Source organism: Pseudoduganella aquatica (assembly GCF_020865585.1).
Lineage (GTDB): Bacteria > Pseudomonadota > Gammaproteobacteria > Burkholderiales > Burkholderiaceae_D > Rugamonas > Rugamonas aquatica_A.
Map to the genome: position 1 here is coordinate 5,202,057 of NZ_CP086370.1, position 21,016 is coordinate 5,223,072.

Annotated in this window: 21 protein-coding genes, 1 tRNA gene and 1 pseudogene; 11 read left to right on the top strand and 12 right to left on the bottom strand. The window is 64.8% G+C overall.

Annotation, left to right across the window (positions count from 1 at the left end; translation table 11 throughout):
* Nucleotides 1–25: 25 nt before the first annotated feature.
* Nucleotides 26–772 (bottom strand): SDR family oxidoreductase, encoded by a 747-nt coding sequence (locus KT882_RS23275; RefSeq protein ID WP_161074743.1) that lies wholly within the window; start codon nt 770–772, stop codon nt 26–28.
* A gap of 101 nt (nt 773–873) precedes the next feature.
* On the opposite strand from KT882_RS23275, the gene KT882_RS23280 reads away from it, so the two are divergent.
* Together KT882_RS23280 and KT882_RS23285 are read left to right on the top strand one after the other, a co-directional pair.
* Nucleotides 874–1,863, top strand: a complete 990-nt coding sequence (locus KT882_RS23280; RefSeq protein WP_228893433.1) for an AraC family transcriptional regulator — start codon at nt 874–876, stop codon at nt 1,861–1,863.
* A gap of 29 nt (nt 1,864–1,892) precedes the next feature.
* Nucleotides 1,893–2,366 (top strand): DUF6130 family protein, encoded by a 474-nt coding sequence (locus tag KT882_RS23285; protein ID WP_308807778.1) that lies wholly within the window; start codon nt 1,893–1,895, stop codon nt 2,364–2,366.
* Nucleotides 2,367–2,375: 9 nt separating this feature from the next.
* Here KT882_RS23285 and KT882_RS23290 read toward each other — a convergent pair whose 3' ends face one another.
* The 4 genes from KT882_RS23290 to KT882_RS23305 all read right to left on the bottom strand — a co-directional run bounded on the left by KT882_RS23290 (nt 2,376) and on the right by KT882_RS23305 (nt 5,702).
* Nucleotides 2,376–3,065, bottom strand: a complete 690-nt coding sequence (locus KT882_RS23290) for a pentapeptide repeat-containing protein (RefSeq protein ID WP_161074741.1) — start codon at nt 3,063–3,065, stop codon at nt 2,376–2,378.
* Between the two features lie 223 nt (nt 3,066–3,288).
* Nucleotides 3,289–3,864 (bottom strand): nucleotidyl transferase AbiEii/AbiGii toxin family protein, encoded by a 576-nt coding sequence (locus tag KT882_RS23295; protein WP_228893434.1) that lies wholly within the window; start codon nt 3,862–3,864, stop codon nt 3,289–3,291.
* Nucleotides 3,857–4,075, bottom strand: coding sequence for a hypothetical protein (locus tag KT882_RS23300; RefSeq protein ID WP_228893435.1), 219 nt, complete (start codon nt 4,073–4,075; stop codon nt 3,857–3,859). The genes KT882_RS23295 and KT882_RS23300 overlap by 8 nt, the downstream gene beginning before the upstream one ends.
* A gap of 76 nt (nt 4,076–4,151) precedes the next feature.
* Nucleotides 4,152–5,702, bottom strand: coding sequence for a helicase HerA-like C-terminal domain-containing protein (locus tag KT882_RS23305; RefSeq protein WP_228893436.1), 1,551 nt, complete (start codon nt 5,700–5,702; stop codon nt 4,152–4,154).
* Nucleotides 5,703–5,835: 133 nt separating this feature from the next.
* Between KT882_RS23305 and KT882_RS23310 the strand changes: the two genes are divergently transcribed.
* Entirely contained in the window at nt 5,836–6,426 is a 591-nt protein-coding gene (locus KT882_RS23310; RefSeq protein ID WP_161074737.1) for a hypothetical protein, read from the top strand.
* 4 nt (nt 6,427–6,430) lie between these two features.
* Here the strand turns inward: KT882_RS23310 and KT882_RS23315 are convergent, their stop codons facing one another.
* On the bottom strand, nt 6,431–9,391 hold the full coding sequence (locus KT882_RS23315; protein WP_228893437.1) for a two-component regulator propeller domain-containing protein: 2,961 nt from the start codon (nt 9,389–9,391) through the stop codon (nt 6,431–6,433).
* Nucleotides 9,392–9,525: 134 nt separating this feature from the next.
* Between KT882_RS23315 and KT882_RS23320 the strand changes: the two genes are divergently transcribed.
* Nucleotides 9,526–10,314: a substrate-binding periplasmic protein gene (locus KT882_RS23320; RefSeq protein ID WP_161074735.1), complete on the top strand. Its 789-nt coding sequence runs from the start codon at nt 9,526–9,528 to the stop codon at nt 10,312–10,314.
* A 2-nt stretch (nt 10,315–10,316) separates the two neighbouring features.
* On the opposite strand, the gene KT882_RS23325 is transcribed toward KT882_RS23320, so the two are convergent.
* Nucleotides 10,317–10,757, bottom strand: coding sequence for a hypothetical protein (locus KT882_RS23325; protein WP_228893438.1), 441 nt, complete (start codon nt 10,755–10,757; stop codon nt 10,317–10,319).
* A 273-nt stretch (nt 10,758–11,030) separates the two neighbouring features.
* On the opposite strand from KT882_RS23325, the gene KT882_RS23330 reads away from it, so the two are divergent.
* The gene (locus KT882_RS23330; protein WP_228893439.1) at nt 11,031–14,345 is read left to right on the top strand and encodes a DUF4450 domain-containing protein; all 3,315 of its coding nucleotides are present in this window, start codon (nt 11,031–11,033) and stop codon (nt 14,343–14,345) included.
* A gap of 7 nt (nt 14,346–14,352) precedes the next feature.
* Here KT882_RS23330 and KT882_RS23335 read toward each other — a convergent pair whose 3' ends face one another.
* The gene (locus tag KT882_RS23335; RefSeq protein ID WP_228893440.1) at nt 14,353–16,311 is read right to left on the bottom strand and encodes a helicase-related protein; all 1,959 of its coding nucleotides are present in this window, start codon (nt 16,309–16,311) and stop codon (nt 14,353–14,355) included.
* A gap of 55 nt (nt 16,312–16,366) precedes the next feature.
* Here KT882_RS23335 and KT882_RS23340 point away from each other — a divergent pair, with 55 nt between their 5' ends.
* The 5 genes from KT882_RS23340 to KT882_RS23360 all read left to right on the top strand — a co-directional run bounded on the left by KT882_RS23340 (nt 16,367) and on the right by KT882_RS23360 (nt 18,690).
* Nucleotides 16,367–16,972 carry an IMPACT family protein gene (locus KT882_RS23340; RefSeq protein ID WP_161074733.1) on the top strand — a complete coding sequence of 202 codons (606 nt, stop codon included), beginning with the start codon at nt 16,367–16,369 and terminating at the stop codon, nt 16,970–16,972.
* Nucleotides 16,973–17,022: 50 nt separating this feature from the next.
* A tRNA-Lys gene (locus KT882_RS23345) sits at nt 17,023–17,098 on the top strand.
* Between the two features lie 200 nt (nt 17,099–17,298).
* Nucleotides 17,299–17,790, top strand: a complete 492-nt coding sequence (locus tag KT882_RS23350; protein WP_161074732.1) for an Hcp family type VI secretion system effector — start codon at nt 17,299–17,301, stop codon at nt 17,788–17,790.
* Between the two features lie 51 nt (nt 17,791–17,841).
* Nucleotides 17,842–18,258 (top strand): BPSL0067 family protein, encoded by a 417-nt coding sequence (locus KT882_RS23355; protein ID WP_161074731.1) that lies wholly within the window; start codon nt 17,842–17,844, stop codon nt 18,256–18,258.
* Between the two features lie 3 nt (nt 18,259–18,261).
* The gene (locus tag KT882_RS23360; RefSeq protein ID WP_228893441.1) at nt 18,262–18,690 is read left to right on the top strand and encodes an STY0301 family protein; all 429 of its coding nucleotides are present in this window, start codon (nt 18,262–18,264) and stop codon (nt 18,688–18,690) included.
* A gap of 27 nt (nt 18,691–18,717) precedes the next feature.
* Here the strand turns inward: KT882_RS23360 and KT882_RS23365 are convergent, their stop codons facing one another.
* The 3 genes from KT882_RS23365 to KT882_RS23375 all read right to left on the bottom strand — a co-directional run bounded on the left by KT882_RS23365 (nt 18,718) and on the right by KT882_RS23375 (nt 20,193).
* Nucleotides 18,718–19,425, bottom strand: coding sequence for a DNA alkylation repair protein (locus KT882_RS23365; protein ID WP_161074729.1), 708 nt, complete (start codon nt 19,423–19,425; stop codon nt 18,718–18,720).
* A gap of 74 nt (nt 19,426–19,499) precedes the next feature.
* Nucleotides 19,500–19,916, bottom strand: a complete 417-nt coding sequence (locus KT882_RS23370; protein ID WP_161074728.1) for a putative toxin-antitoxin system toxin component, PIN family — start codon at nt 19,914–19,916, stop codon at nt 19,500–19,502.
* Nucleotides 19,903–20,193: a type II toxin-antitoxin system Phd/YefM family antitoxin gene (locus KT882_RS23375; RefSeq protein WP_223149394.1), complete on the bottom strand. Its 291-nt coding sequence runs from the start codon at nt 20,191–20,193 to the stop codon at nt 19,903–19,905. Before KT882_RS23375 ends, KT882_RS23370 begins: the two co-directional genes overlap by 14 nt.
* 123 nt (nt 20,194–20,316) lie before the next feature.
* On the opposite strand from KT882_RS23375, the pseudogene KT882_RS23380 reads away from it, so the two are divergent.
* Nucleotides 20,317–20,451: pseudogene (locus KT882_RS23380) on the top strand (YciI-like protein); the annotation flags it as partial.
* Nucleotides 20,452–20,459: 8 nt separating this feature from the next.
* On the opposite strand, the gene KT882_RS23385 reads toward KT882_RS23380, so the two are convergent.
* Nucleotides 20,460–20,999, bottom strand: a complete 540-nt coding sequence (locus tag KT882_RS23385) for a PEP-CTERM sorting domain-containing protein (protein WP_161074726.1) — start codon at nt 20,997–20,999, stop codon at nt 20,460–20,462.
* Between the last annotated feature and the right edge of the window lie 17 nt (nt 21,000–21,016).

Below are 21,016 nucleotides of genomic sequence, written 5' to 3' on the forward strand. Positions count from 1 at the left end.
GCCCGCCCCAGTCCCTGCGCGCAAGCTAGGCTTGGGCTCCTGCCAGCGCCACCGCATCTGCGCCCGCAGCAAAGCGCAGCCGGCCGGACGTATCATTCGCAGCGCGCCAGACCTGCTGCGCCACATCCCCCTCCGTGGTGACAGCGGCCGGCTGCGTGAACGCGGCGAAAACGCTCTGCGCATACGGCGCGTAGGCTTCCGGTATCAATCCCTCCAGGCGCGCGCCGGTGTTCGCGGTGAATGCGGTGCTGGGGCCATAGCCCGGCTGCACCAGCTTGACTTGCAGGCCAAAGCCTTCCAGCTCAAACGCCAGCGACGCGGTAAAGCCTTCCACCGCCATCTTGCTGGCGGTGTAGGCCGCCACCAGCGGCATGGGCGCCAGTACGGCGCTGGAAGTCACATTCACCACCACGCCCGACCGGCGGGTGCGGAACTGCGGCAGCACGGCCTGCGTCATCGCCATCGTGCCAAAGGTATTGGTGTCGAACACCTCGCGCACCGTAGCCATCGGCGTGGCCTCGAATGCGCCGAACAAGCCGATGCCCGCGTTGTTCACCAGCACATCGATCGGCCCGCTCGCTTCAAGCGCCGCAGCAATGCTGTCGGCGCTGGTAACGTCCAGCGCCAGCACCCGCATGCGTTCGCTGCGCGGCAGCAAGTCCTCGCGCGGCGTGCGCATGGTGGCGATAACGTTCCAGCCCTGGGCGTGGAAATGGCGCGCGGTTTCCAGGCCATAGCCCGAGGAGCATCCGGTAATCAGTACGGTTTTCATGGTGTGTATTTCAGTGTGGGTTGGGACAGCCATAACGATAGCGGAGCGCCGCAGGACGAACTACAATAAAGAGTCCACATTTCATTTGCTAGCGTCCAGCGATGAGCGATCCCCTGTCCCAACTCATTTCCCTGTTACAGCCGCGCGCGGTGCTGTCGAAAGGCATCAGCGGCGCTGGCGCGTGGGCGGTGCGTTATGCGGCATTCGGCCAACCGGGTTTTTGCGCGGTGCTGGAAGGGAGCTGCCTGCTCGCTGTCGACGGCCAGGACACCGTCACACTGGAAGCAGGAGACTTTGTGCTACTACCGGAAACGCCAGGCTTCACCATGTCCGGCTTCGAACCCGCGTTGCCCGTGCAAATCGAACCCGCCGCGGCCGATGCAGCCGACACGGCGCAGCCCGACATGCGCCACGGCACGCAGGACGGCGCGCCCGATGTGCGCCTGCTGGGCGGCGCCTTCGCCTTCGATTCGCCGGATGCGGCCTTGCTGGTGTCCCTGCTGCCGCCGCTGGTGCATGTGCGCGGTGTGGAACGGCTGGCGGTGCTGGTGCGGCTGGTGCGCGAGGAGTCCGAGGCGGACCGGCCGGGCCGCAGCGTGGTGCTGACACGCTTTGTGGAAGTGCTGCTGATCGAAGCGCTGCGGCTGGCCTCCACAGCGCAAGCACCGCCCGGACTGCTGCGCGGACTGGCCGACGACAGGCTGGCGGCGGCCATGCGCTCCATGCACGGCGAGCCCTCGCGCGCATGGACGATGGCGCAGCTGGCGAAAGCCGCCGCGCTGTCGCGCTCGGCCTTTTTCGAACGCTTCTCACAGGCGGTGGGGCTGCCGCCCATGGAATATCTGCTGGCCTGGCGCATGGCGCTGGCCAAGGACATGCTGCGCCGGCAGGACCTGCGCCTGGCCACGGTTGCCGAGCGCGTCGGCTACAGCTCGGCCAGCACCTTCAGCACGGCGTTCAGCCGCCACGTGGGCCTGGCGCCCAGCCGGTTCGCCCGATTGTATCGCTCTGTGTCCACACGGCGCGCAGACACAAAATCCGTCCCCCCCGCCGCAAACCGGACAAACGGCAGCTACACCAGCGGCGTCTAATGGAATCCCCAGCCCACAACGAAGGAATCATGATGCCAAGCTTACTGAAACACCTGGCAGCGGCGGCCGCCGTCATCGCAGGCGCGTCGCTCTGCACCATGGCCGGAGCGCAAACCGCTTCCGAAGCGGGCCGTCCCGCCGCCGTGATTCCGCTCGCATCCGAGCCGGCGCCCAAGCTGATCGCTTACGCGCCGCTGCCGGACGCGCTGGCCCGGGGCGTGGTCATCATCCAGCACCGCACCGAGAACCTGCGCGTGCTGCCGGTGTTCGGCAAGGAAGCGGTGGCCGTATCGCCCCACCTCGGCCACATCCACGTCACGGTGGACGACTGGAAAGGCACCTGGGCGCACACCAGCACCGATCCCCTGATCCTGGTCGGCCTCACGCCCGGCCCGCACAAGGTGCTGCTCGAGATTGCGGACCCCAGCCACAAAATCCTCGGCAGCCAGACCGTCAGCTTCACCGTGCCGCCGAAGCAAGGCCCCAGCGAGCACGCGCATTAATCCCCTTGTTCATGCAACGATCAGGCCCATCTCCCTCAGCACGGCGGCGGCCTGCGCGTGGGAGATGACGGCGCCGCGGAACATTTTGGCGTCGTTCAGTTTCAGGCCGCCGATCTCCGCGCTGCGCAGGTCGGCGTTGTCGAAGCGGGACAGCTTGAGGATGGCGTCGCGCAGGCTGCCGCCTTCAAAGACGGCGTCGCGGAAGTCGCAGCCGGACAGGTCGGCGTCCGAGAAGTCCAGGTTCTTCAGTTCGGCCTTGCGGAAAGAGAAGCCGCGCAGGTCGGCGCCCACCAGCAAGCAATCCTCGAACGACGCGCCGAGATGGGACACTTCCTCGAAGGACGCGCCGGTCAGCTTGCAGCCGCGATAGCTGGCCGAGGCCAGCTTGGCCCTGCGCCACTTCGTGTTGTTCAGGTCGCAGCCCTGGAATTGCGCGTCCACCAGGTCGGCCGCCTCGAAGTCGGCCCCGCCGGCGCGGCAGCGCAGCCATTTGGAATGCGACAGCTTGCAGGCATACAGCACCGCCTCGCCGAACGCGCAACGCTCAAAGGTGCAGGATTGCAGGTCCAGGCGCGACAGGTCCGCATCGCTGAAGTCGCAGTTGGAGAAATGGCGGACGGAGAGCGCCAGGTGCTGTTCCAGCTCCTCGCGGCTCAGGCTGGCATCGGATATCGTGGTGGCAGGGGCGTGCAGATTCATAAGGCGTTCTGGTCGGACGGCAAGATGGAGCGGCCGAGTATGCGCGCCTCACGCAAAATTAACCAGTCTAGCCAGAACGCCGGATTTCTGAACAAATCCGGCTTGCGCCGCCTTAGACGTCCGGCAAAGAACCAAGCAACAACTCGGGGATACTCTCGGCAAAGGCTGGGGCCATATGCATCTTCTTCAAGCAGGACGCCAAGTAGCCAGAATCGCTCACCAGCTAGATAGCTTGGCTGTAGGCAGTATCGATGCTTTGGCCGTATGGCACACGTGCCTTGGCCCAAGCCTCGTCGGGGATCGCTCCCCAGTGCTGAATAAGCATTGCCAAATCAATGGCATCGCGGCTCAGCGCGGAAAGATCGCCATGCCGGTCAGCGTTGGCAAGCAACTTTTCAGCGTACATATCCTCACGCGCCAGCGTCGGAACACCAAGCAAGAGATCCATGCTGCCGCTAATATTGATTCGGCCCTCGCTAACAATCTCAAATTTTATCGGCACGCCATCAACCCGAACAAAGGTTAGAATCCCATAGCGGTCTGCGCGTACTTCACGCGCCAATTCCACAGGCCCGGCAAGAATGGTCCCCAGAGAGGTATTGCTGATCGTATTGCGCAAGGCTCGATATCCATCAATCGAGCTGCACAGGAAGTCAACATCCGCCGATTCCCTGTACTCGCCCAAAGACAGGGTGATAGCCGTTCCGCCACCGAAATAGCAATCGGACTGGGCAAGGAACTCTGCGTCCAGGCAGGCGAGGAATTTGGCGACACGTTGGTGATGAGGCCGGTCAAACATGCAAGATGCCATGGCCGTATTCGCGAATCAGCCACTCAACGACGGCGCGCTCGCGAGCAGGCATGGCAGCTTCGTCAACAAAACGCCAGTTCCTTTCGTAGAGATCGAACGCCTCCTCTCCGGTGATCGCATCATGTGGATTGCGGTTCCATGCGATCAGTCGGAGCTGGGGCAAATCCCCAATGACAAAGGTGTCAGCTGCGGCTTTCATTGACCAATTATGCACCATGCAATGAGTGTTTTCAAACGAACCCTTCTCATCAGTCCGCTGGGGTCGGCAGCCGCGTCTAGCGCTTCTTCAGGATGGAGCCCAGCACGCCACGGATGATCTCGCGGCCCACTTGCGAACCTATGCTGCGGGCGGCCGATTTCACCATCGCTTGCACGGCAGTGTCGCGCTTGCCGGATTTGCCGAACAGGCCGCCCAGCACGTCGCCGAAGATGGAGCTGTCGTCGGCCGGGGCTGGCTGAGCCTGGGGCTGGGACTGCGGCTGATATTGCGGCGGCGCATTGCCGCGTCCGGCGGCGGCCGGGCGGTCGTCGCCCGCGCGCGCCGTGCTGGCCAAGCGGCTGTTCAGCTGTTCGTAGGCCGACTCCCGGTCCACCGTTTTTTCGTAGACGCCCGCCACCACGGAACCGTCGATGGCGGCCTTGCGCTCGGCGGCGTCGATGGGGCCAAGCTGGCTGGCCGGTGGCAGGATGAAGGCGCGCTGCACGATCTGCGGCGTGCCCTTCTCGTCCAGGAAGGACACCAGCGCCTCGCCCACGCCCAGTTCGGTAATCACCTGCGCCACGTCCAGCGCGGGATTCGGGCGGAAGGTCTCGGCGGCGGCCTTCACCGCCTTCTGGTCGCGCGGCGTGTAGGCGCGCAGCGCGTGCTGCACGCGGTTGCCAAGCTGGCCCAGCACCGTGTCCGGAATGTCGAGCGGGTTCTGCGTGATGAAGAACACCCCCACGCCCTTGGAGCGTATCAGCCGCACCACCTGCTCTATCTTCTGCAGCAGCGCCTTGGGCGCCTCGGCGAACAGCAGGTGCGCCTCGTCGAAGAAGAACACCAGCTTGGGCTTGTCCAGGTCGCCCACTTCCGGCAGCTGCTCGAACAGCTCGGACAGCATCCACAGCAGGAACACCGCGTACAGGCGCGGCGCATTCATCAGCTTGTCCGCGCACAGGATGTTGACCACGCCCTTGCCGGCCGCATCGGTTTGCAGCAGGTCGTCGATATTGAGCATGGGCTCGCCGAAGAACTGGTCGCCGCCCTGCTCCTCGATGGCGATCAGCCCGCGCTGGATCGCGCCTATGCTGGCGGCGCTGATGTTGCCGTAGCTGGTCTTGTAATCGGCCGCGTTGTCGCCCACGTGCTGCAGCATGGCGCGCAGGTCCTTGGTGTCGAGCAGCAGCAGGCCGTTGTCGTCGGCAATGCGGAACACCAGCTGCAGCACGCCTTCCTGGGTGTCGTTCAGGTTCAGCATGCGCGCCAGCAGCAGCGGCCCCAGGTCGGACACGGTGGCGCGCACCGGATGGCCCTGCTGGCCGAACACATCCCAGAACGTCACCGGGCAGCCTGCCCACTGCGGCGCGTCCAGCTTCAGCGCCGCCAGCCGCTTGCCCATCTTCTCGCTCAGCGCGCCGGGCTTGGCGATGCCGGACAGGTCGCCCTTCACGTCCGCCATGAACACCGGCACCCCGATGTCGGACAGCGACTGCGCCATCTTTTGCAGCGTGACCGTCTTGCCGGTGCCGGTGGCGCCGGTGATGCAGCCGTGGCGGTTCACCAGGCTGGACAGCATTTCCAGCCCCAGCTGGTCATTCTTCGCAAGCAAAAGGGACGTCGGCATGATCATTCTCGCAAGTGATTGGAATAACTATCATACCGCCCCGCCGTGACAATTGAATAGTTTTGCGCTTTACGCAAGAGGCTAATATCCACATGGAAACTTTTTCCATTCGCAAACCTCATCTGCCCATCCTATGACCGACAACGTTTACGCCCCGCCCAAAGCCGAACTTAGCCCTATTCACGACAGCACCGCCGGCCATCCGTTTTACGTGGTTTCGCAGCGCAAGTTCCTGATCCTGTTTTTCGCCACCGTCGGCATTTACCAGCTGTTCTGGCATTTCAAGAACTGGAACCAGTATCGCCGCGCCAGCGCAGACAGCGTGTGGCCGGTGCCGCGCGCCATTTTCTCGGTCTTTTTTGTGCATGCGCTGCTGCGCAAGGTAGCGTCCCGCGCCGAAGACCTGGGCGCGGCGCCATGGAATTACCGCAGCACCGCCTGGCAGCTGGTTGTGCTGCTGCTGGCAAGCGCGGTGCTGGAGCAGCTGATCAAGTCCAGCGTAGGCAGCACTATCGCAGGCCTGTGCTCGCTGCTGATCCTTGCACCGATGAGCTTTTGCTACCTGGCCGCCCAGGAACACATCAACGCAGCCTGCGGCGATGCCCAGGGCCAGGGCAACGACCAGCTCACCACCGCCAACATCGTCTGGTGCGTGATAGGCGCGGTGCTGTGGCTGTTCACGCTGATCGGCGTGTTCGGCAGATCCTACCTGGAACAAACCTGACCGCTCACGCGCACACGCGGTTGCGGCCCTCATTCTTGGCACGGTAGAGCGCCGTGTCCGCCTCAAGGATGAAGCCGTTGATCGACTTGCCTTCCGCAGGAACGCACACCGTCACGCCCAGGCTCAGCGTCACCACCGGGCTGACCGGCGAGGCGGGATGGCTGATGGCCAGCGCCTCGCAGGCGGCGCGCAGTTCTTCGGCGACGGCCAGCGCGGCCGCCTGCGCCATCCCCGGCATCAGCAGCACGAATTCCTCGCCGCCGTAGCGCGCGGCCAGATCGCCCGCGCGCCGGGCCTGGCTGGCGAACACGGCCGCCACGGCCGCCAGGCAGCGGTCGCCTTCCTGGTGGCCCAGCGCATCGTTATAGGATTTGAAGCTGTCGATGTCGGCGATCACCAGCGCCAGCGGCGCGTTGTTGCGGCCGGCGCGGTTCCACTCGTCGTTCAGCACCTCGTCGAAGCGGCGCCGGTTCGCCAGCCCGGTCAGCGCATCGACAAAGGACAGGCGCGACAAATGCTCGTTGGCCTGCTTCAGCGCCTCGGTCTTCTCGGCCACCAGGCGCTGCATTTCCGCGTGGCGGATGCGCAGATGGCGCACGCGCAGACGGAACAGCAGATACACGCCGGCCGCCAGGGCACTCAGCATCAGCCCCGCGAACCAGAACGTCTCGTAGAAGAAGGGCTGCACCGTAATGGCCAGCACAGGGCCGCCCTCGCTCCAGCTCTTGCCGTCTATGCTGGCGGCGACGCGCAAGCGGTAGCTGCCGTGCGCCAGCGCAGGGAACGACACTTCCCGGTTCTCGCCGGCGTCGATCCAGCGCGGCGCCAGTCCCTCCATCTGGTAGCGGAAGCGCGCCCGCTCGGCGTTGAGCAGCGTCTCGGCGCGGTACTGGATGGCCAGCGTGACTGGCCCCGGCGGCAGGGCCAGCTGCGCCGCCAGCGGCTGAACGGCGCCGTTCACCGTCACGCGTTCCAGGCGCACGGCGGGCGGCTGGCCGCTTTCCGGCAGATGGCGCGGATCCACCAGCACCAGTCCCTTGGCCGACGGCAGCAGCAGGTTGCCCGCGCCATCCATGGCGCTGGTCGGCTGCAGCCCGCCCGCAAACGTGGTGCTGCGCAGGGAATCGCCGGGGCCGAAACCGGCCGAACTCACCCTGGCCAGCCGCCCTTCCGCAAACGCATCCAGCTCGCTGCGCGCCACGCGGTGGAAGCCGCGGTTGCCGCTGATCCAGAAATAGCCCTGGCCGTCCTCCAGTATGCTCAGGCAGGTGCCGTCCCACAGGCCGTCGGCGGGGCGGATGCTGCTCAGTTGCTGGCCGCGCATACGATTCAGGCCGTCGCCATTGCTGCCTATCCACAGGGTGCCGGCCTTGTCCTCGTACAGCGACATGATCCAGTTCGACAGCAGGCCGTCGGCCGCCGTCAGTGTCTTGAAGACGCCGTCGCGGTAGCGCGCCAGGCCTTCGCCGGTGGTGCCGAACCACAAGTTGCCGTCCTTGTCCTGCAGGATGGACGACACGCCGCCGGACGGCGCGCCCGGCGTGCGCAGCGGCGCAAAGACCTTGCCGTCCAGCCGCGCGATGCCGGACTGGGTGCCGGCCCAGACCACGCCCTGCCGGTCCTGGTACAGCACCCGCACTTCCGAACTGGGCATGCCCTGCGCCGTGCCGTACACGGTGACCTTGCCTTGCAGCAGGCGCGCGGCGCCGCCGGTGTAGCTGCCTATCCACAGCGCGCCGTCGCGGTCTTCCATCAGGCTGGAGATTTCCTCGCTGGGCAGGCCGTCCTTCTTGCCCAGCACGGTGATGCCGGCCGCGTCGACGCGGTTCAGGCCGCCGCCGGCGGTGGCCAGCCAGGTCACGCCGTTGCGCCCGTGCAGCACCGAGCGCACATTGTCATGCGACAGCCCTTCCGGCACGCCCAGCACGCCGAAAGCGCGGTCGCGCAGCCGCACCAGGCCGCTGACCCAGGTGCCGACCCACACGCTGCCCTCGTGGTCGGTATGGATGGACCAGATATGGTCGCCCGCCAGGCCGCCGCCGCTGGCGATGGCGCTGAAATGCTCGCCCACCATGCGCACCACGCCGCTGCCCCAGGTGCCTATCCATAGCGTGCCGTGCTGGTCGCGCGTGATGCCTGTCAGCTGGTCGGTGGGTAGGCCGTCGGCCACGGTGTACACCTTGATCTTGCCGTCCTTCACGCGCGCCAGCCCGCCGCCCGCCGTGGCGGCCCACACGCCGCCGGCCGGGTCGGCCAGCACCGAGCGCACTTGCAGATGGGGGAAGCCGCTGGCCGGGTTCAGCACCGTGAAGCGCCCGCCCGAGAACGACACCAGGCCGCCGCCCGAACTGGCGATCCACAGCACGCCGTCGCGGTCAAAGGCCAGCGCGCGCAGGCGGTCGGTGGGCAGGCCGTCGGCCTCGCGGTAATACCTGGTCACGCCTTTGGCCCAGCGCACCAGCCCATTGCTGGTGGCGGCCCACACGGCGCCGTCCGGCGCCTGGGCAAACGCCCACACGCGCTGGTCGCCGAGTTGCCCGGCGGAAAACATGGGTTTGAACTTGCCGTCGCGGTAGATGGCCGCGCCCTTGTTGTGTCCTATCCACAGATTTTTCTGCGCGTCCTGCATCAGGCCCAGCACCGGCTGGGACGCCAAGTCGGCGAATTCGGAGGCATCGAAGGTGGTGAAGCGGGCGCCGTCGAAGCGGGCCAGCCCGCCCAGCGTGCCCACCCACAGATAGCCGTCGCTGGTATGGGCCAGCGCCGACACGGCGTTCTGCGGCAAGCCCTGCTCTATCTGCCAGCCGTCCAGGCGGAACTGGCTGAGTGCCTTGTCCGGCGCGGACGGCATCAGCACGGCCGGCAGCGTGGCGGGCACCACCGCCGGCTGCGCCGCCACGGCGGCGCCGGCCAGCCCTGCGCCCAGCAGCGCCACCATGTAAATCCATGCCAATAAGAAACGCAAACCAACTCCTTTGTCGATTGCGCAAGATCATACCGTACCGTGGCTGCGGAGACAAAAACAATGCCAGGGTGCATTGCCGCACGGCTACAGGTAGAATGGGAAGTATCAATGCCGGAGATACTGAAAGTGAAAGAATGATGGTGGGCCGCCACTCCCTCGGCCGTACTGTGCTGGCGATGTGGTTATTGCTGCCGCTGCTGCTGGGAACGCTGCCCGCGCAGGCGGACGAGGCCGCGCGCCTGAGCATCGTCACCGGCGACCTGCCGCCCTACGCCATCGAAGGCCAGCCTCAGCACCCCGGCCTGCACGTGGAAGTGGTGGAGCAATTGCTCAAGCGCACCGGCAACCCGGTCAAGGTATCGTTCTACCCCTGGGCGCGCGCCATCGCGCTGGCCCAGCATGGGCCGCACACGGCCATCCTGCCGCTGACCCGCACACCGGAACGCGAAGCGCAGTACACCTGGCTGGTGAAGCTGGACACCCAGCATTTCGTCTTTATCAACCGCCAAGGCGACAAGCCCATTACCACGCTGGAGCAGGCCCGCAAGCTGCGCATCGTGGTGCTGCGCGGCTCACCCAACCTGGCGCAGCTGCTCGGCCGCCAGTTCAACGAAGCGCAGATCGTGCAGGCTACCAAGCTCGAGGACATGGTGCGCATGGTCGAGCGCGGCATCGTCGACGCGCTGTACGGCGGCAACGTCATCAATATGGAAAAGATACGCGCGACCGGCCGCAATCCCGCCAGCTTCCAGACCGGCATGCTGGTGGAATCGGCCGACATGTGGCTGGCCGGCGGCAAGGACTTCGGCGAGCATGAAGCGGGCGCGTGGCGATTGGCCTACGAGGCCATGGCCAAGGACGGCGCCCTGCTCCGCATCTACCGCAGCTACGGGCTGCCCATGCCCCAGGCCAGCGCGCCCTAGGTTTAGCGCACCGTCGCCGAGATCACTTTCGCCTGGCTCAGCGTGCCGTCCGCCATGCGCTGCGCGGGCACCCGCATCAGCACTTCGCCGCCGGCGTCGCCGTCCGGCTTCAGTTCCAGCGTCACCTTCAGGCTACGGTCCACCGCAACGAAGGAATTGGGCGAAGCGGCAACCAGCTTGCGCGGGCCTTGCTGATCGATTTCGGCGTACAAAGCCGTACCGGCGATGCCGTACTGGCGCAGGTGCAGCATCTGGCCATTGGACAGCGTGTAGCTGCCACGGAAGGCGCCGCTCTGGTCACGGTCCATATGCAGCGGCAGGGCTGGCAGTTCTATCTTCAGCGCACGGCCGGGAACCTGCACCGACTCGTCGGTTTGCATGTTTTGGGCAACGGCGGCCAGCGACGCTGCCCCCAGCAGCACTGCCAGAATAATTTTTTTCATGATGAGGCCCATCCTTAGTATTCGTTCGGTTCGAAAAAGGTTGCAAGGCCAGCCAACACTTGTTTTGTGGCCGGTTCAAACACTGTATGCAATGCGTGCAAACCAGACAACGGACTTGGGATAAACGGCATTTTCGCGGGGATGAAATGCAGTTAAGCGGGCATGGTTTGCTCAGCGGCCTCAGCGTCAACAATCACAAAGATGATCCGGCGGACGGCCACAGCTGAAGCGCCTGCCGCTATCATCTGGTGCATATCCACTGCTGGGGTTGCAATGAAAAGTTTTGTGCGCCGCGCGCTCGCCGCAGCCATGCTGGCGCAGGCCGCCGGGCTTGCCGCCGGGGCCGGTCCCTCCGCCACCGGAGGGCTGCGGCCCAACCTGGAGGGCCGCGTGCAGCAGGCGCTGCGTTATCGGCCGGACGGACAAGACTTCGTCATCGACAACGGCGCCGAGTTCTTCAACCGCTCGCTTTATGGCGGCAACACAGCCTTCCGCGCCGACGGCGGCGACAAGCCCGAGTTCCTGCTCTACCTGCCCGGCCGTGGCGGCAACCTGCGCCTGGCCGTGCGCACCGCCGCCGGCGCGGTGTGGCTGCACCAGGCCGCCGCCATCACCACGCGCTACCGGCCCGGCGAACTGCGCTACGAGATCCGCGACCCTGCCTTCGGCCCCAGCGGCGTCGTCAGCATCGTGGCGCTGGCCTATGCGCGCACTGAGGGACTGATCGTGCGCACCGAAGCCCAAGGACTGGGCGCAGGGGCCGAACTGGTATGGGCCTACGGCGGCGTGAACGGCGCGCGCGGCGTGCGCGACGGCGACATCGGCACCGAGAAGGTTCCCATCAGCGAATACTTCCAGTTCCAACCCGAACACGCCAGCGGCAACCGCATCACGCTGGACGGCGACGGCTACACCCTGGCCAGCCGCGCCGGCCTTATCGCAGGCGTGGCGCCGGCCGGCAGCACGCTGCGCATAGCCGACGGCGCGCAGTGGAACGACCTGCCCGCGCTGCTTGCACCACAATCCGCCGAAGCGGCTGCGGAAAAAACTGCCTCGCCCATCGTCCTTGGCCGCGTGCCGCTGCAAAACGACGCGCCCTTGCTGCTGTCCCTGCAACGCCTGCCCGGCGGTGCGCCCGCGCAGGACCTCGACCAGTACAAGGCCGTCACCGCAGGCAAGCCCGCCGCCGCGCCGAAAAAAATCATCCCGCTCGACCCGCAATATGCGCGCAGCCAGCTGCCCGCGCTGTTCGCCGAAACGCAGCAGCACTTCGCCGCGCTGCGCCGCACGGTCAGCATCGATACGCCCGACCCTTATCTGAACGCCGCCGTGGGCGCGCTCAACGTCGCCGCCGACGCGCTGTGGGACGAAGCCGACCAGGCCATCATGCACGGCGCCATCGCCTGGCGCACCAAGCTGCTCGGCTGGCGCGGCCCGTATGCGCTGGATGTGCTGGGCTGGCACGCCCGCGCGCGCAGCAACCTGGGCGCGTGGACGCCGCGCCAGAACACGCAGCCCATCCCGGACCGGCTGCCCGGCGCGGACACCGTTTCCAACCTGGCGCGCAACGAGGCCGGCCTGCATTCCAACGGCGACCTGTCCAACTCGCACTACGACATGAATATGGTCTTCATGGACGCGCTGTTCCGGCATCTGCTGTGGACAGGCGACGTGGAGTACGCGCGCAGCGCATGGCCCGTGATAGAAAGCCACCTGGCCTGGGAGCGCCGCCTGTTCCGGCGCGAATTCGGCCCCGCCAAGCTGCCGCTGTACGAAGGCTACGCCAACATCTGGGCCAGCGACGACCTGTACTACAACGGCGGCGGCGCCAGCCACGCATCGGCCTACAATGTGTACGCCAACCGCAGCGCGGCACGCATCGCCCGCCTGCTGGGCAAGGACGCGCAGCCCTATGAGCGCGAAGCGGAGCTGATAGCGCAAGCCATGCGCGCCCACCTGTGGATGCCGGAGGAAGGCGCTTTCGCCGAATACAAAGACCTGCTGGGCGCGCAGCTGCTGCACCCCAGCTACGGCCTGTGGAGCTTCTATCACACCATCGATTCCGGCGTGCCCACGCCGCAGGAGGCGCAGCGCATGGCCGCCGCGCTCAAGCGGCGCCTGAAGCCCATCCCGGTCAGCGGGCCGGGCGTGCCCGCCGACGCGGCCTACCATGTGCTGCCCACCAGCGACTGGATGCCCTACTCCTGGTCCATCAACAACGTGGTGATGGGCGAGAACCTGCATACTGCACTGGCGCTGTGGCAGGCCGGCAGCGCCGGCGAGGCCTTCCTGCTGGCGAAAAGCGCCCTGCTGGCCAGCATGTATATGGGCATCTCGCCCGGAAACGTGGGCAGCATGAACTACCTGGACGCGTACCGCCGCGAATCGCAGCGCGACTTCGCCGACGGCGCGGGCGTCATGTCGCGCGCCATGGTGGAAGGCCTGTTCGGCGTGGCGCCGGACGCGCTGGCCGGCACGCTCACCGTGCGTCCTGGCTTCCCCGCGTCATGGAACCATGCGCGCCTTGCGCATCCAGACCTGGGGCTGGACTTCACCCGCAGCGGCAAGGCCGAACGCTGGACGGTCACGCAGTCCGCGCAGCGCTTCCGCACCGTCACGCTGCGCATTCCGCAAGCCTACCAGCGCGTGCAGCGCGTCACCGTCAACGGCGCACCCGCAGCGTGGCGGCGCGATCCCGCATCCGTGGGCCAGGCCGCGCTGCTGATCGAAGCGCCCATGGCGCGCGAGACGGCCATCGCCATCGAATGGGCGGGCGCAAGGACCGTGGCAGCGGCTACGGCCAACGCTGCGGCCGCAGGCGCGCCGCGCGCCGCCGCGCTGCCGCCCGCAACGGACTGGAATACCGACAAGCGCGGCGCAACACTGGAAACCGTCAGCCTTGCGCCCTATTTCAACGACAAGGTGCAGGACATCTTCGCGCCCGGCAAATACCAGTCCCCGCGCTCGCCCCATGTTTCGCTGTCGCTGCCGGCGCAAGGCATAGGCGCATGGGCCGGCCACGTCAACGCCACGGCGGAGATTGACGACAGCGGCCTGCGCGCGGTGGCCGCAGCCAACGGCGGCTTGCTGCGCATGCCCAACGGCGTGCCCTTCGCCACACCGGCCGGCGGGCAGGCGCGCAACATCGTCTTCACCTCGCAGTGGGACAACTATCCAAAATCAGTGGAGATCCCGCTGGCGGGCAAGGCGCGGCAGGCCTGGCTGCTGATGGCCGGCTCCACCAACTTCATGCAGAGCCGCATCGACAACGGCGAAGTGCTGGTGCATTACGCGGACGGCACCACCGCGCGGCTGGCGCTGCACAACCCGGTCAACTGGTGGCCCATCGAGCAGGACTACTTTATCGACGACTACCAGTTCAGCCGCCCGCAGCCCGTACCGCCGCGCGTGGACCTGAAGACCGGCGCGGTGCGCCTGCAAAGCAGCGGCGGCGTGGTGCCCGGCGGCGCGGCGACGGCGCTCGCCATCGCGCTCGATCCGAAGAAACCCTTGCGCAGCCTGACCCTGCGCACGCTCAGCAACGACAGCGTGATCGGCCTGATGAGCGTGACGCTGGAACGTCCATAAACAGAAGTCAGCGCCAGCGCTTGGGATGGCGCTTTCGGCTGACGGCGTTCTGGTCCTGCAGCACGGAGTCCACGCGTTCGGAAGCGCGGCGCGACAACTCCTGCGCCAGTTCGATGTCCGGGAAGAACTCGGGCAAGCGGTAGCCCAGCCAGGCGTAGGCGGAATACAGGCGGCAGGTATCCTCCACCTCCTGCAGCGACAGATAGGAAAGCGCAAAGTCGTCCGCCTTCAGCCGCGTGGGCTTGGCGCGCGACAGCGACAAGGCCCAGTGCTCCCAGGCGCGCTGCAAGGACATCACCTTGCTCGACACCGGCACCAGCGACAGCGTGAACTTGTCCGCCACCGACAGCGGCAGGCTGTCCAGCCATTCGGCGCGGCTGGTCTGGTCTTCCGTAATGCGCGGATAGAAGAAGCCGTCCGGCACGTCGATATTGTGCACGAAGCGCTTGAGCAGCTTGGCCAGCGAGGTCTCGCTGGTGACCGAGGCGATGCGGTGCAAATGCTCCAGCGTGGGCGCCACCGAGAAGCCGCTGGTGTTCAGCGGCGCCAGCTTCTCCTTCAGCAGCGAGCGCATCACCTGGTGCGTATCGTCGTCAAAGCCCGCCACCAGGCCTTCCTCGTGGATGCCGTAGCGCCCCGCCCTGCCCGCGATCTGGCGCGCCAGCGCGGCCGGGATTTCCTCTTCCTCGTAGCCGTTGTACTTCACGCTGGTGGTCATCACTATGCGCGAGATCGGCATGTTCAGGCCCATGGCGATGGCATCCGTGCCTACCACCACGTCGGCCTGCCCTTCGCGGAAGCGCTGCGCCTGCGCGCGCCGCACCTCGGGCGACAGGTTGCCGTACACGGTGGCCACCGACAGCCCGGCTTCGGTCACCATGTCGCGCCACATCAGCACTTCGCGGCGCGAGAAGGCGATCACCGCGTCGCCCTTGCGCAGGTTGCGCACCTTGCGCACCGAGGTGGCCTCCATCGACAGCGGCGCCTTGCGTTTCAGGATATGCACTTCCAATGGACACTCCAGCCGCTCGGCCAGCGCCTCGATGGCGCGGCGCGCTTCCGGTGCGCCCACCAGGTACACGGTCCGCGCCGGCGCGCCGCACACGGCGGCGGTCCAGGCGGCGCCACGGTCGCGGTCCGCCAGCATCTGGATCTCGTCGATCACGGCCACGTCCACCGGCGTGCGCGTATCCAGCATTTCCACCGTGCTCGCCACGTGGGTTGCCCCTTCGGCCAGGCGGCGCTCCTCGCCCGTCACCAGGCTCACAGCCAGCGGCTTGCCGTGCTGCTTGAACTCCTGCAGGCGCTCGTAGTTCTCCAGCGCCAGCAAGCGCAGCGGCGCCAGGTAGATGCCGCTCGGCGCCTTTGCCAGCGCCTCGATGGCGCGGTGCGTCTTGCCCGAATTGGTCGGCCCCAGCAGCGCGACAAAGCGGCGCGGCAGGCGGCGCGCCACCTCGAAGGAATCCGGGTATTCGGCCAGGTTGATGCTCTGCTTGGTACGCTCGGCGTAGCGCTCCTCGGTCTGGCGCTCGATGGCGTGGTCCAGGCGCTGGCGGATGCGGTCGAACACCTCGCCGGCCATCAGGGATGTCTGCAAGTCGTCCAGCGTGTGCAGGAAGCTCATCGCGTCGAAATCGTAGTCCTCGGCTGCGGCGGCGATTTCGTGCACAAAGCCGGTCGCCTGTTCATGCAGGTCGTGGATCGCCTTGTCGCCGCTGCGTTCGCGCAGCAGCGCGCTGCGCGCCTCGGTGTCCATCTTGCGCCACTTGGACGGCTTGGCCAGTACGCCCTGCGCGGGCACCAGCTGGTAAGGCACGGTCAGGCCCTCGGCCTTCACCTCGCCGGCGATGCGCAGGAACACCCGCCCCTCCATCTTCACCAGGCTCACGCCCCGTGCGGGCAAGCCCAGTTGCTGGCACAGGAGATCGTCGTCGCCCAGGTCGTGTTCTTCGGTGGTGCTGGTCATATCGTGTCGCTAGGTTGAGTTGAGGGCGAGTATAGCAAGCCTGTACAATCGCACCATGCCGCAGACCATTACCACCGCCGTCCATCACGAATTGATCATCAAAAAGAGCCGCTTCATCGCCTGCGTGCAGCCGATGGCGGACCGCGCATCGGCGCAAAAAGTGGTGGCGGAGTTATGGGCGCAACATCCGGGCGCGGCCCACGTCTGCTGGGCGCTGCTGGCAGGCGGCCAGTCCGCCGCCGTGGACGACGGCGAACCCAGCGGCACCGCCGGCCGCCCCATGCTGGACGTGCTGCGCCACCAGGACCTGGAAGGCGTGCAAGCCACCGTGGTGCGCTACTTCGGCGGCGTGAAACTGGGCGCGGGCGGCCTGGTGCGCGCCTACACCGACAGCGTGGCGCAAGCGTTGCTGGGGGCGGAGAAGATCGCCATCGTCAAACTGCGCGCGCTGCGCTGCGAGGTGCCGTATGCGCTGGAAGGGCTGATGCGGCGCGAAATCGAACTGGCCGAGGCACGGCTGGACGGCGTGCAGCACGCGGACCTGGTGCGCTTCGACTTCAGCCTGCCGGACAGCGCCGCCGTGGCGCTGACGGCGCGCCTGGCCGAAACCGGAGGCGGCCGCATCGCCTGGCTGGACGTGCCGGAAGAAAGCGAAGAATAAAAACCGCGCTTGCAGAAACGCGCAAGCCGCCCTATAATGCTGCCTCTTTCGGGTCGTTAGCTCAGCTGGTAGAGCAGCGGACTTTTAATCCGTTGGTCGCAGGTTCGAATCCCGCACGGCCTACCACGAATACTCAAGGAAGCCCACGAATTTCGGTTCGTGGGCTTTTTTGTTTCCGGCCGCTTCGCAAAACATCCGACTCAAAAACGGAATAGACCTTGCTGTGACGCAGTATCGGCCTGCTATCTCTTTGATCCTCCGCACAGAATATTTCTCACCATCAAGTAACAATAGGCCTCGTCCTATTGCTTACCCAGGAGAGAACCATGGCAATCGATGTATACCTGCAAATCGACGGCATCAACGGCGAATCGAACGACGACAAACACCGCAGCTGGATTGAATGCACCTCAGTCCACTGGGGCATTGCGCAACCCAAGAGCGCAACCGCATCCACAGGCGGTGGTCATACGGCAGAGCGCTGTGAACATTCAGAAATCAGCTTAACCAAGCTAGCGGACCTTTCCTCTCCGCTACTGCTGCAGACGTGCTCGGCAGGAAAAACCATTCCTAAGGCCAAGCTCGAATTCATGCGTGCGGATGGACAGGGTGAACGGATCAAGTATTTCGAGATCGACCTCGAAGACGTCCTGATCGGCCATGTCACGCCAGGCATCGAGGAAGGCGAAATCCTTACTGAGCACGTCGGCCTGAAGTTCTCCAGGGTGAACTGGAAATACGTGCAGCAGCGAATAGGCGGCGGCATCGCTGGCAATACCGTAGGCGGCTGGGATCTCTCGAGTAACCGAATCGCCTGAATCATCTCCCGTTCCACCAGTTCGACCACATCCCCACGCATGGAGACTGAAATGGCATACGTCTATTCAAAAGTGTCTGATTTGGAAGGAAAAGCAAAAGTAGGGACAACTCAATGCGTTGCACTAGTTCAGTTCTACGGTGGAGCCCCTAACCATAGAGGCTGGAAAGCCGGTGCGGCCGTCATGAACAACAAGGATATCCAACCCGGCACAGCCATCGCCACGTTCGTCAACGGCCATTATCTTAGCCACTCTAAGGGCAACCACGCGGCACTCTTCCTTCGGCACGGCATCAAGGGAATCTGGGTAATGGACCAATGGAAAGATGACCGTCCCGCCGACCAGAACAACAAACCGACAATTTCCTCTCGCTTCATCCCCTCCAGAGGCCTCAAGCAACGCAAAAGTGGGGCATGGCCAAATGCCAGCAATAATGCCGACGCCTACAGCGTTATTGAGATGAGGTGAGATATGGCTCACTATCACCTCTACCTCGCTGCGGCGCTCGGCACTTCAGTAACGCTGATGGCTTCAGCCGCTACGCAGCACTTGATCGAATGCCCACCGGAGATACCTCAAGACTCTGTGTACATCACTAATCCTCCCACCGGCTGGACCCCGTTCGCCCGAACCAGCCTGCGCCTGAGTTACGCCGAGCCCATGTTCGGTCCGCCAGCCGCAAAAGGATTTCTCAAGCCAAGCCGTTCGACGGCGTCAGGCGATGTTTGGGAGGAGCTTGAAGGCATGATCGAGGGCGGAAAGTGGATCGCTTGCCGCTATGGCGAACGCGGCGAGGTCATTCTCGCCAAGCGCATAGCTGACAACACTTTGGCATGCACAGTTGTTTCCAAAAAAGACAAGCAAGGCGTTAAGCGTCTGGAGATAAGCTGCATTTGGTAAGTCCTGCGCCCAAATTCCCACATCGGTTCAACACTTAATGGTCTTGCGCTTCTTGCCCAGCGTGCCGCGCTGCCGGACTTTGTCGATGTAATCCACCGCCGGCGGCACTTTGCAGGCGGTGTCGCCCATGTCGACGGTGACGGCGCCGAGCGCCCTGCCCACTTGCTCGGCCAGCGCGGTCAACGGGGCCACGTAGCAGCCCACGGCAATCACGAAACCATTCATTACGTAGCGCACACGGTTCGGCTGCCGGTGGATGGTTTCCTGCACACGCAGCAGCAGATACCTGAGCTCCTCCAGGTCCAGCTTGCCGTCGTCGGTGATCGCCACCAGCCCACTCAGGGTGGCCCAGCCGGCGGTGGCGATTTTTTCTTCGCCGGAGTCTATCCAGGCCAGCGCCAGTTCGCGCCCGTGTAGGCTTTCGCTCGCCACCCAGGCCACGGTGTATTCGCTGGTGGCCAGGCAGCTGGAGGTGTCCGCCCAGTGCTGCAGGTCGGCGCGGCTCATGGCGCGGTCGTCGGCGATCAGGCCGGCCAGGTAGCGCGCGTCGTAGATGCCGCTGTCGTACAGCTCCAGCGCCAGCTGGTAGTCCTTCTTGATTTTCTTCTGGAAGACTTTCAAATCCTCGATCTTCACGCCCAGCAGCGGTTCCGGCACGCCATGCTTGAACATCACGTTTTTATAGGAATCGCGGCCCAAGGGCCTGAGTTGTTCGATGATCTCGTCGGCAGTCACGCGGCTCTCCCTGTATTAGTTTCGCCGCCCCAGCGCGGCGTAGATATGGAGCACGGCAATTCTACTCGCGCTGATCAAATCCCCAGAAAATCGGATGGCGACATCACTCGAATTCCGCGATAAGGATTCAGCATCAAAAGGTCGCTGTCACCGCTGACTATCGCGGCCGCTCCGGCATCGATTGCCAAAGCAAGGAACCTGTTGTCCTTGGGGTCTCGACAGTCGGAAACAATTGTAGAGACGTTCAAGAACTCGCTGGCTCTGGCTACGACAAGAAGGAATTCGTGGCGGCTCAAGTCTGGGAAATATCGATCAAATTTCTTCCGGCAAATAACTTCAGTGAACTCAGCCCACGTTTGATCGGAGTGGACAAGCTGAAAGTGCTCGACAGCATGCAACAGTGCTTTCCGGCTAACCGAGACCGGAAGGATCGCCGCACTGACAAGTACATTGGTATCGAAAACGATACGACGCAAATCACTCTGCGTCATTAATCAATTTACTTATGTCTGCTTCCGTCAAGCCGTCTATTTCCGCCTGGGCTCCCATGCGAGACAGCACATCAGCGAGGGCATCGGAAGCTTCCTTGCCTTGCAGAGGAGCCAATTCCCGTACCGCCTTCATGTACTGAAAGAGGGAGTCGCTGGAGTCTCCGTTCGAAGATATTACGATGGAGACCGGACGACCTCGCCTGGTAATGAGGACAGGTTCCCGTTGAGAAGTGTCGATCATTTCGCCGAAGTGGTTTTGCGCTTCGAGGGATGTCATGGTTCGCATGTCCAGATCCTTGGCAGCAAATAGGCTCATTATAGCGGGATCACCCGCGAGCCCCGGCACCTAGCCAAGCAAAATGTTAGCATTCCTGCTCGGCCATGGCTACAAAGGGACGATATGCACTATGTACTGTTCTACGACTACGCAGCAGACTATATGGAGCGCCGGGGGCAGTTCCGGGATGCGCACTTGAAGCTGGCGTGGGAGCCGCATGCGCGCGGCGAGCTTCAGCTGGCCGGCGTGCTGGCCGACGCGCCCGCCTACCCGGCCTGAACCGCCCGGCCCCGGCGCAGCGCCAGCAGCAGGATCAGGCCGCCCGCCAGCATCAGCACGTAGGCGGCAGGTTCCGGCACGGCGCTCAGGTAGAGTACCACCCGCGTGTCCTCGTCAAAGGACAGCCCCTGCCAATTGACATAGGCCACGTTCCCGCTGAAGGTCACGTTGGCCGGCGAGAAGCCCGCCATATTGGTTTCCCGTCCCAGCGCCGCAAAGGGATGAAATCCATGGTCCAGGTCGGTCAGGGCGAAACCGTTGAAGGCGCCGCCCAGCCACATGGCGCGGGTGTTGAAGTTGCTGGCGATAACTTGCGTGTCGGTAATGGTGAGGTCGAACACGCCTGCCACATTGCGGAACAGCGCACCGTCGCCGTCCACCAGCTGGGCCGCGTAGCTGCGTGTGGGCGTGTCGAGGTCAGGGTAAAAATATTGCAGCGCCACGCGGTCCCCCACCGTGCCGGCGGATGCGCCGGCGCCGCAGGCCAGCAACAGCATGCACAGCGCGCGTTTCAGTAAAATCAACATGGCCAGCCTCCCGATAC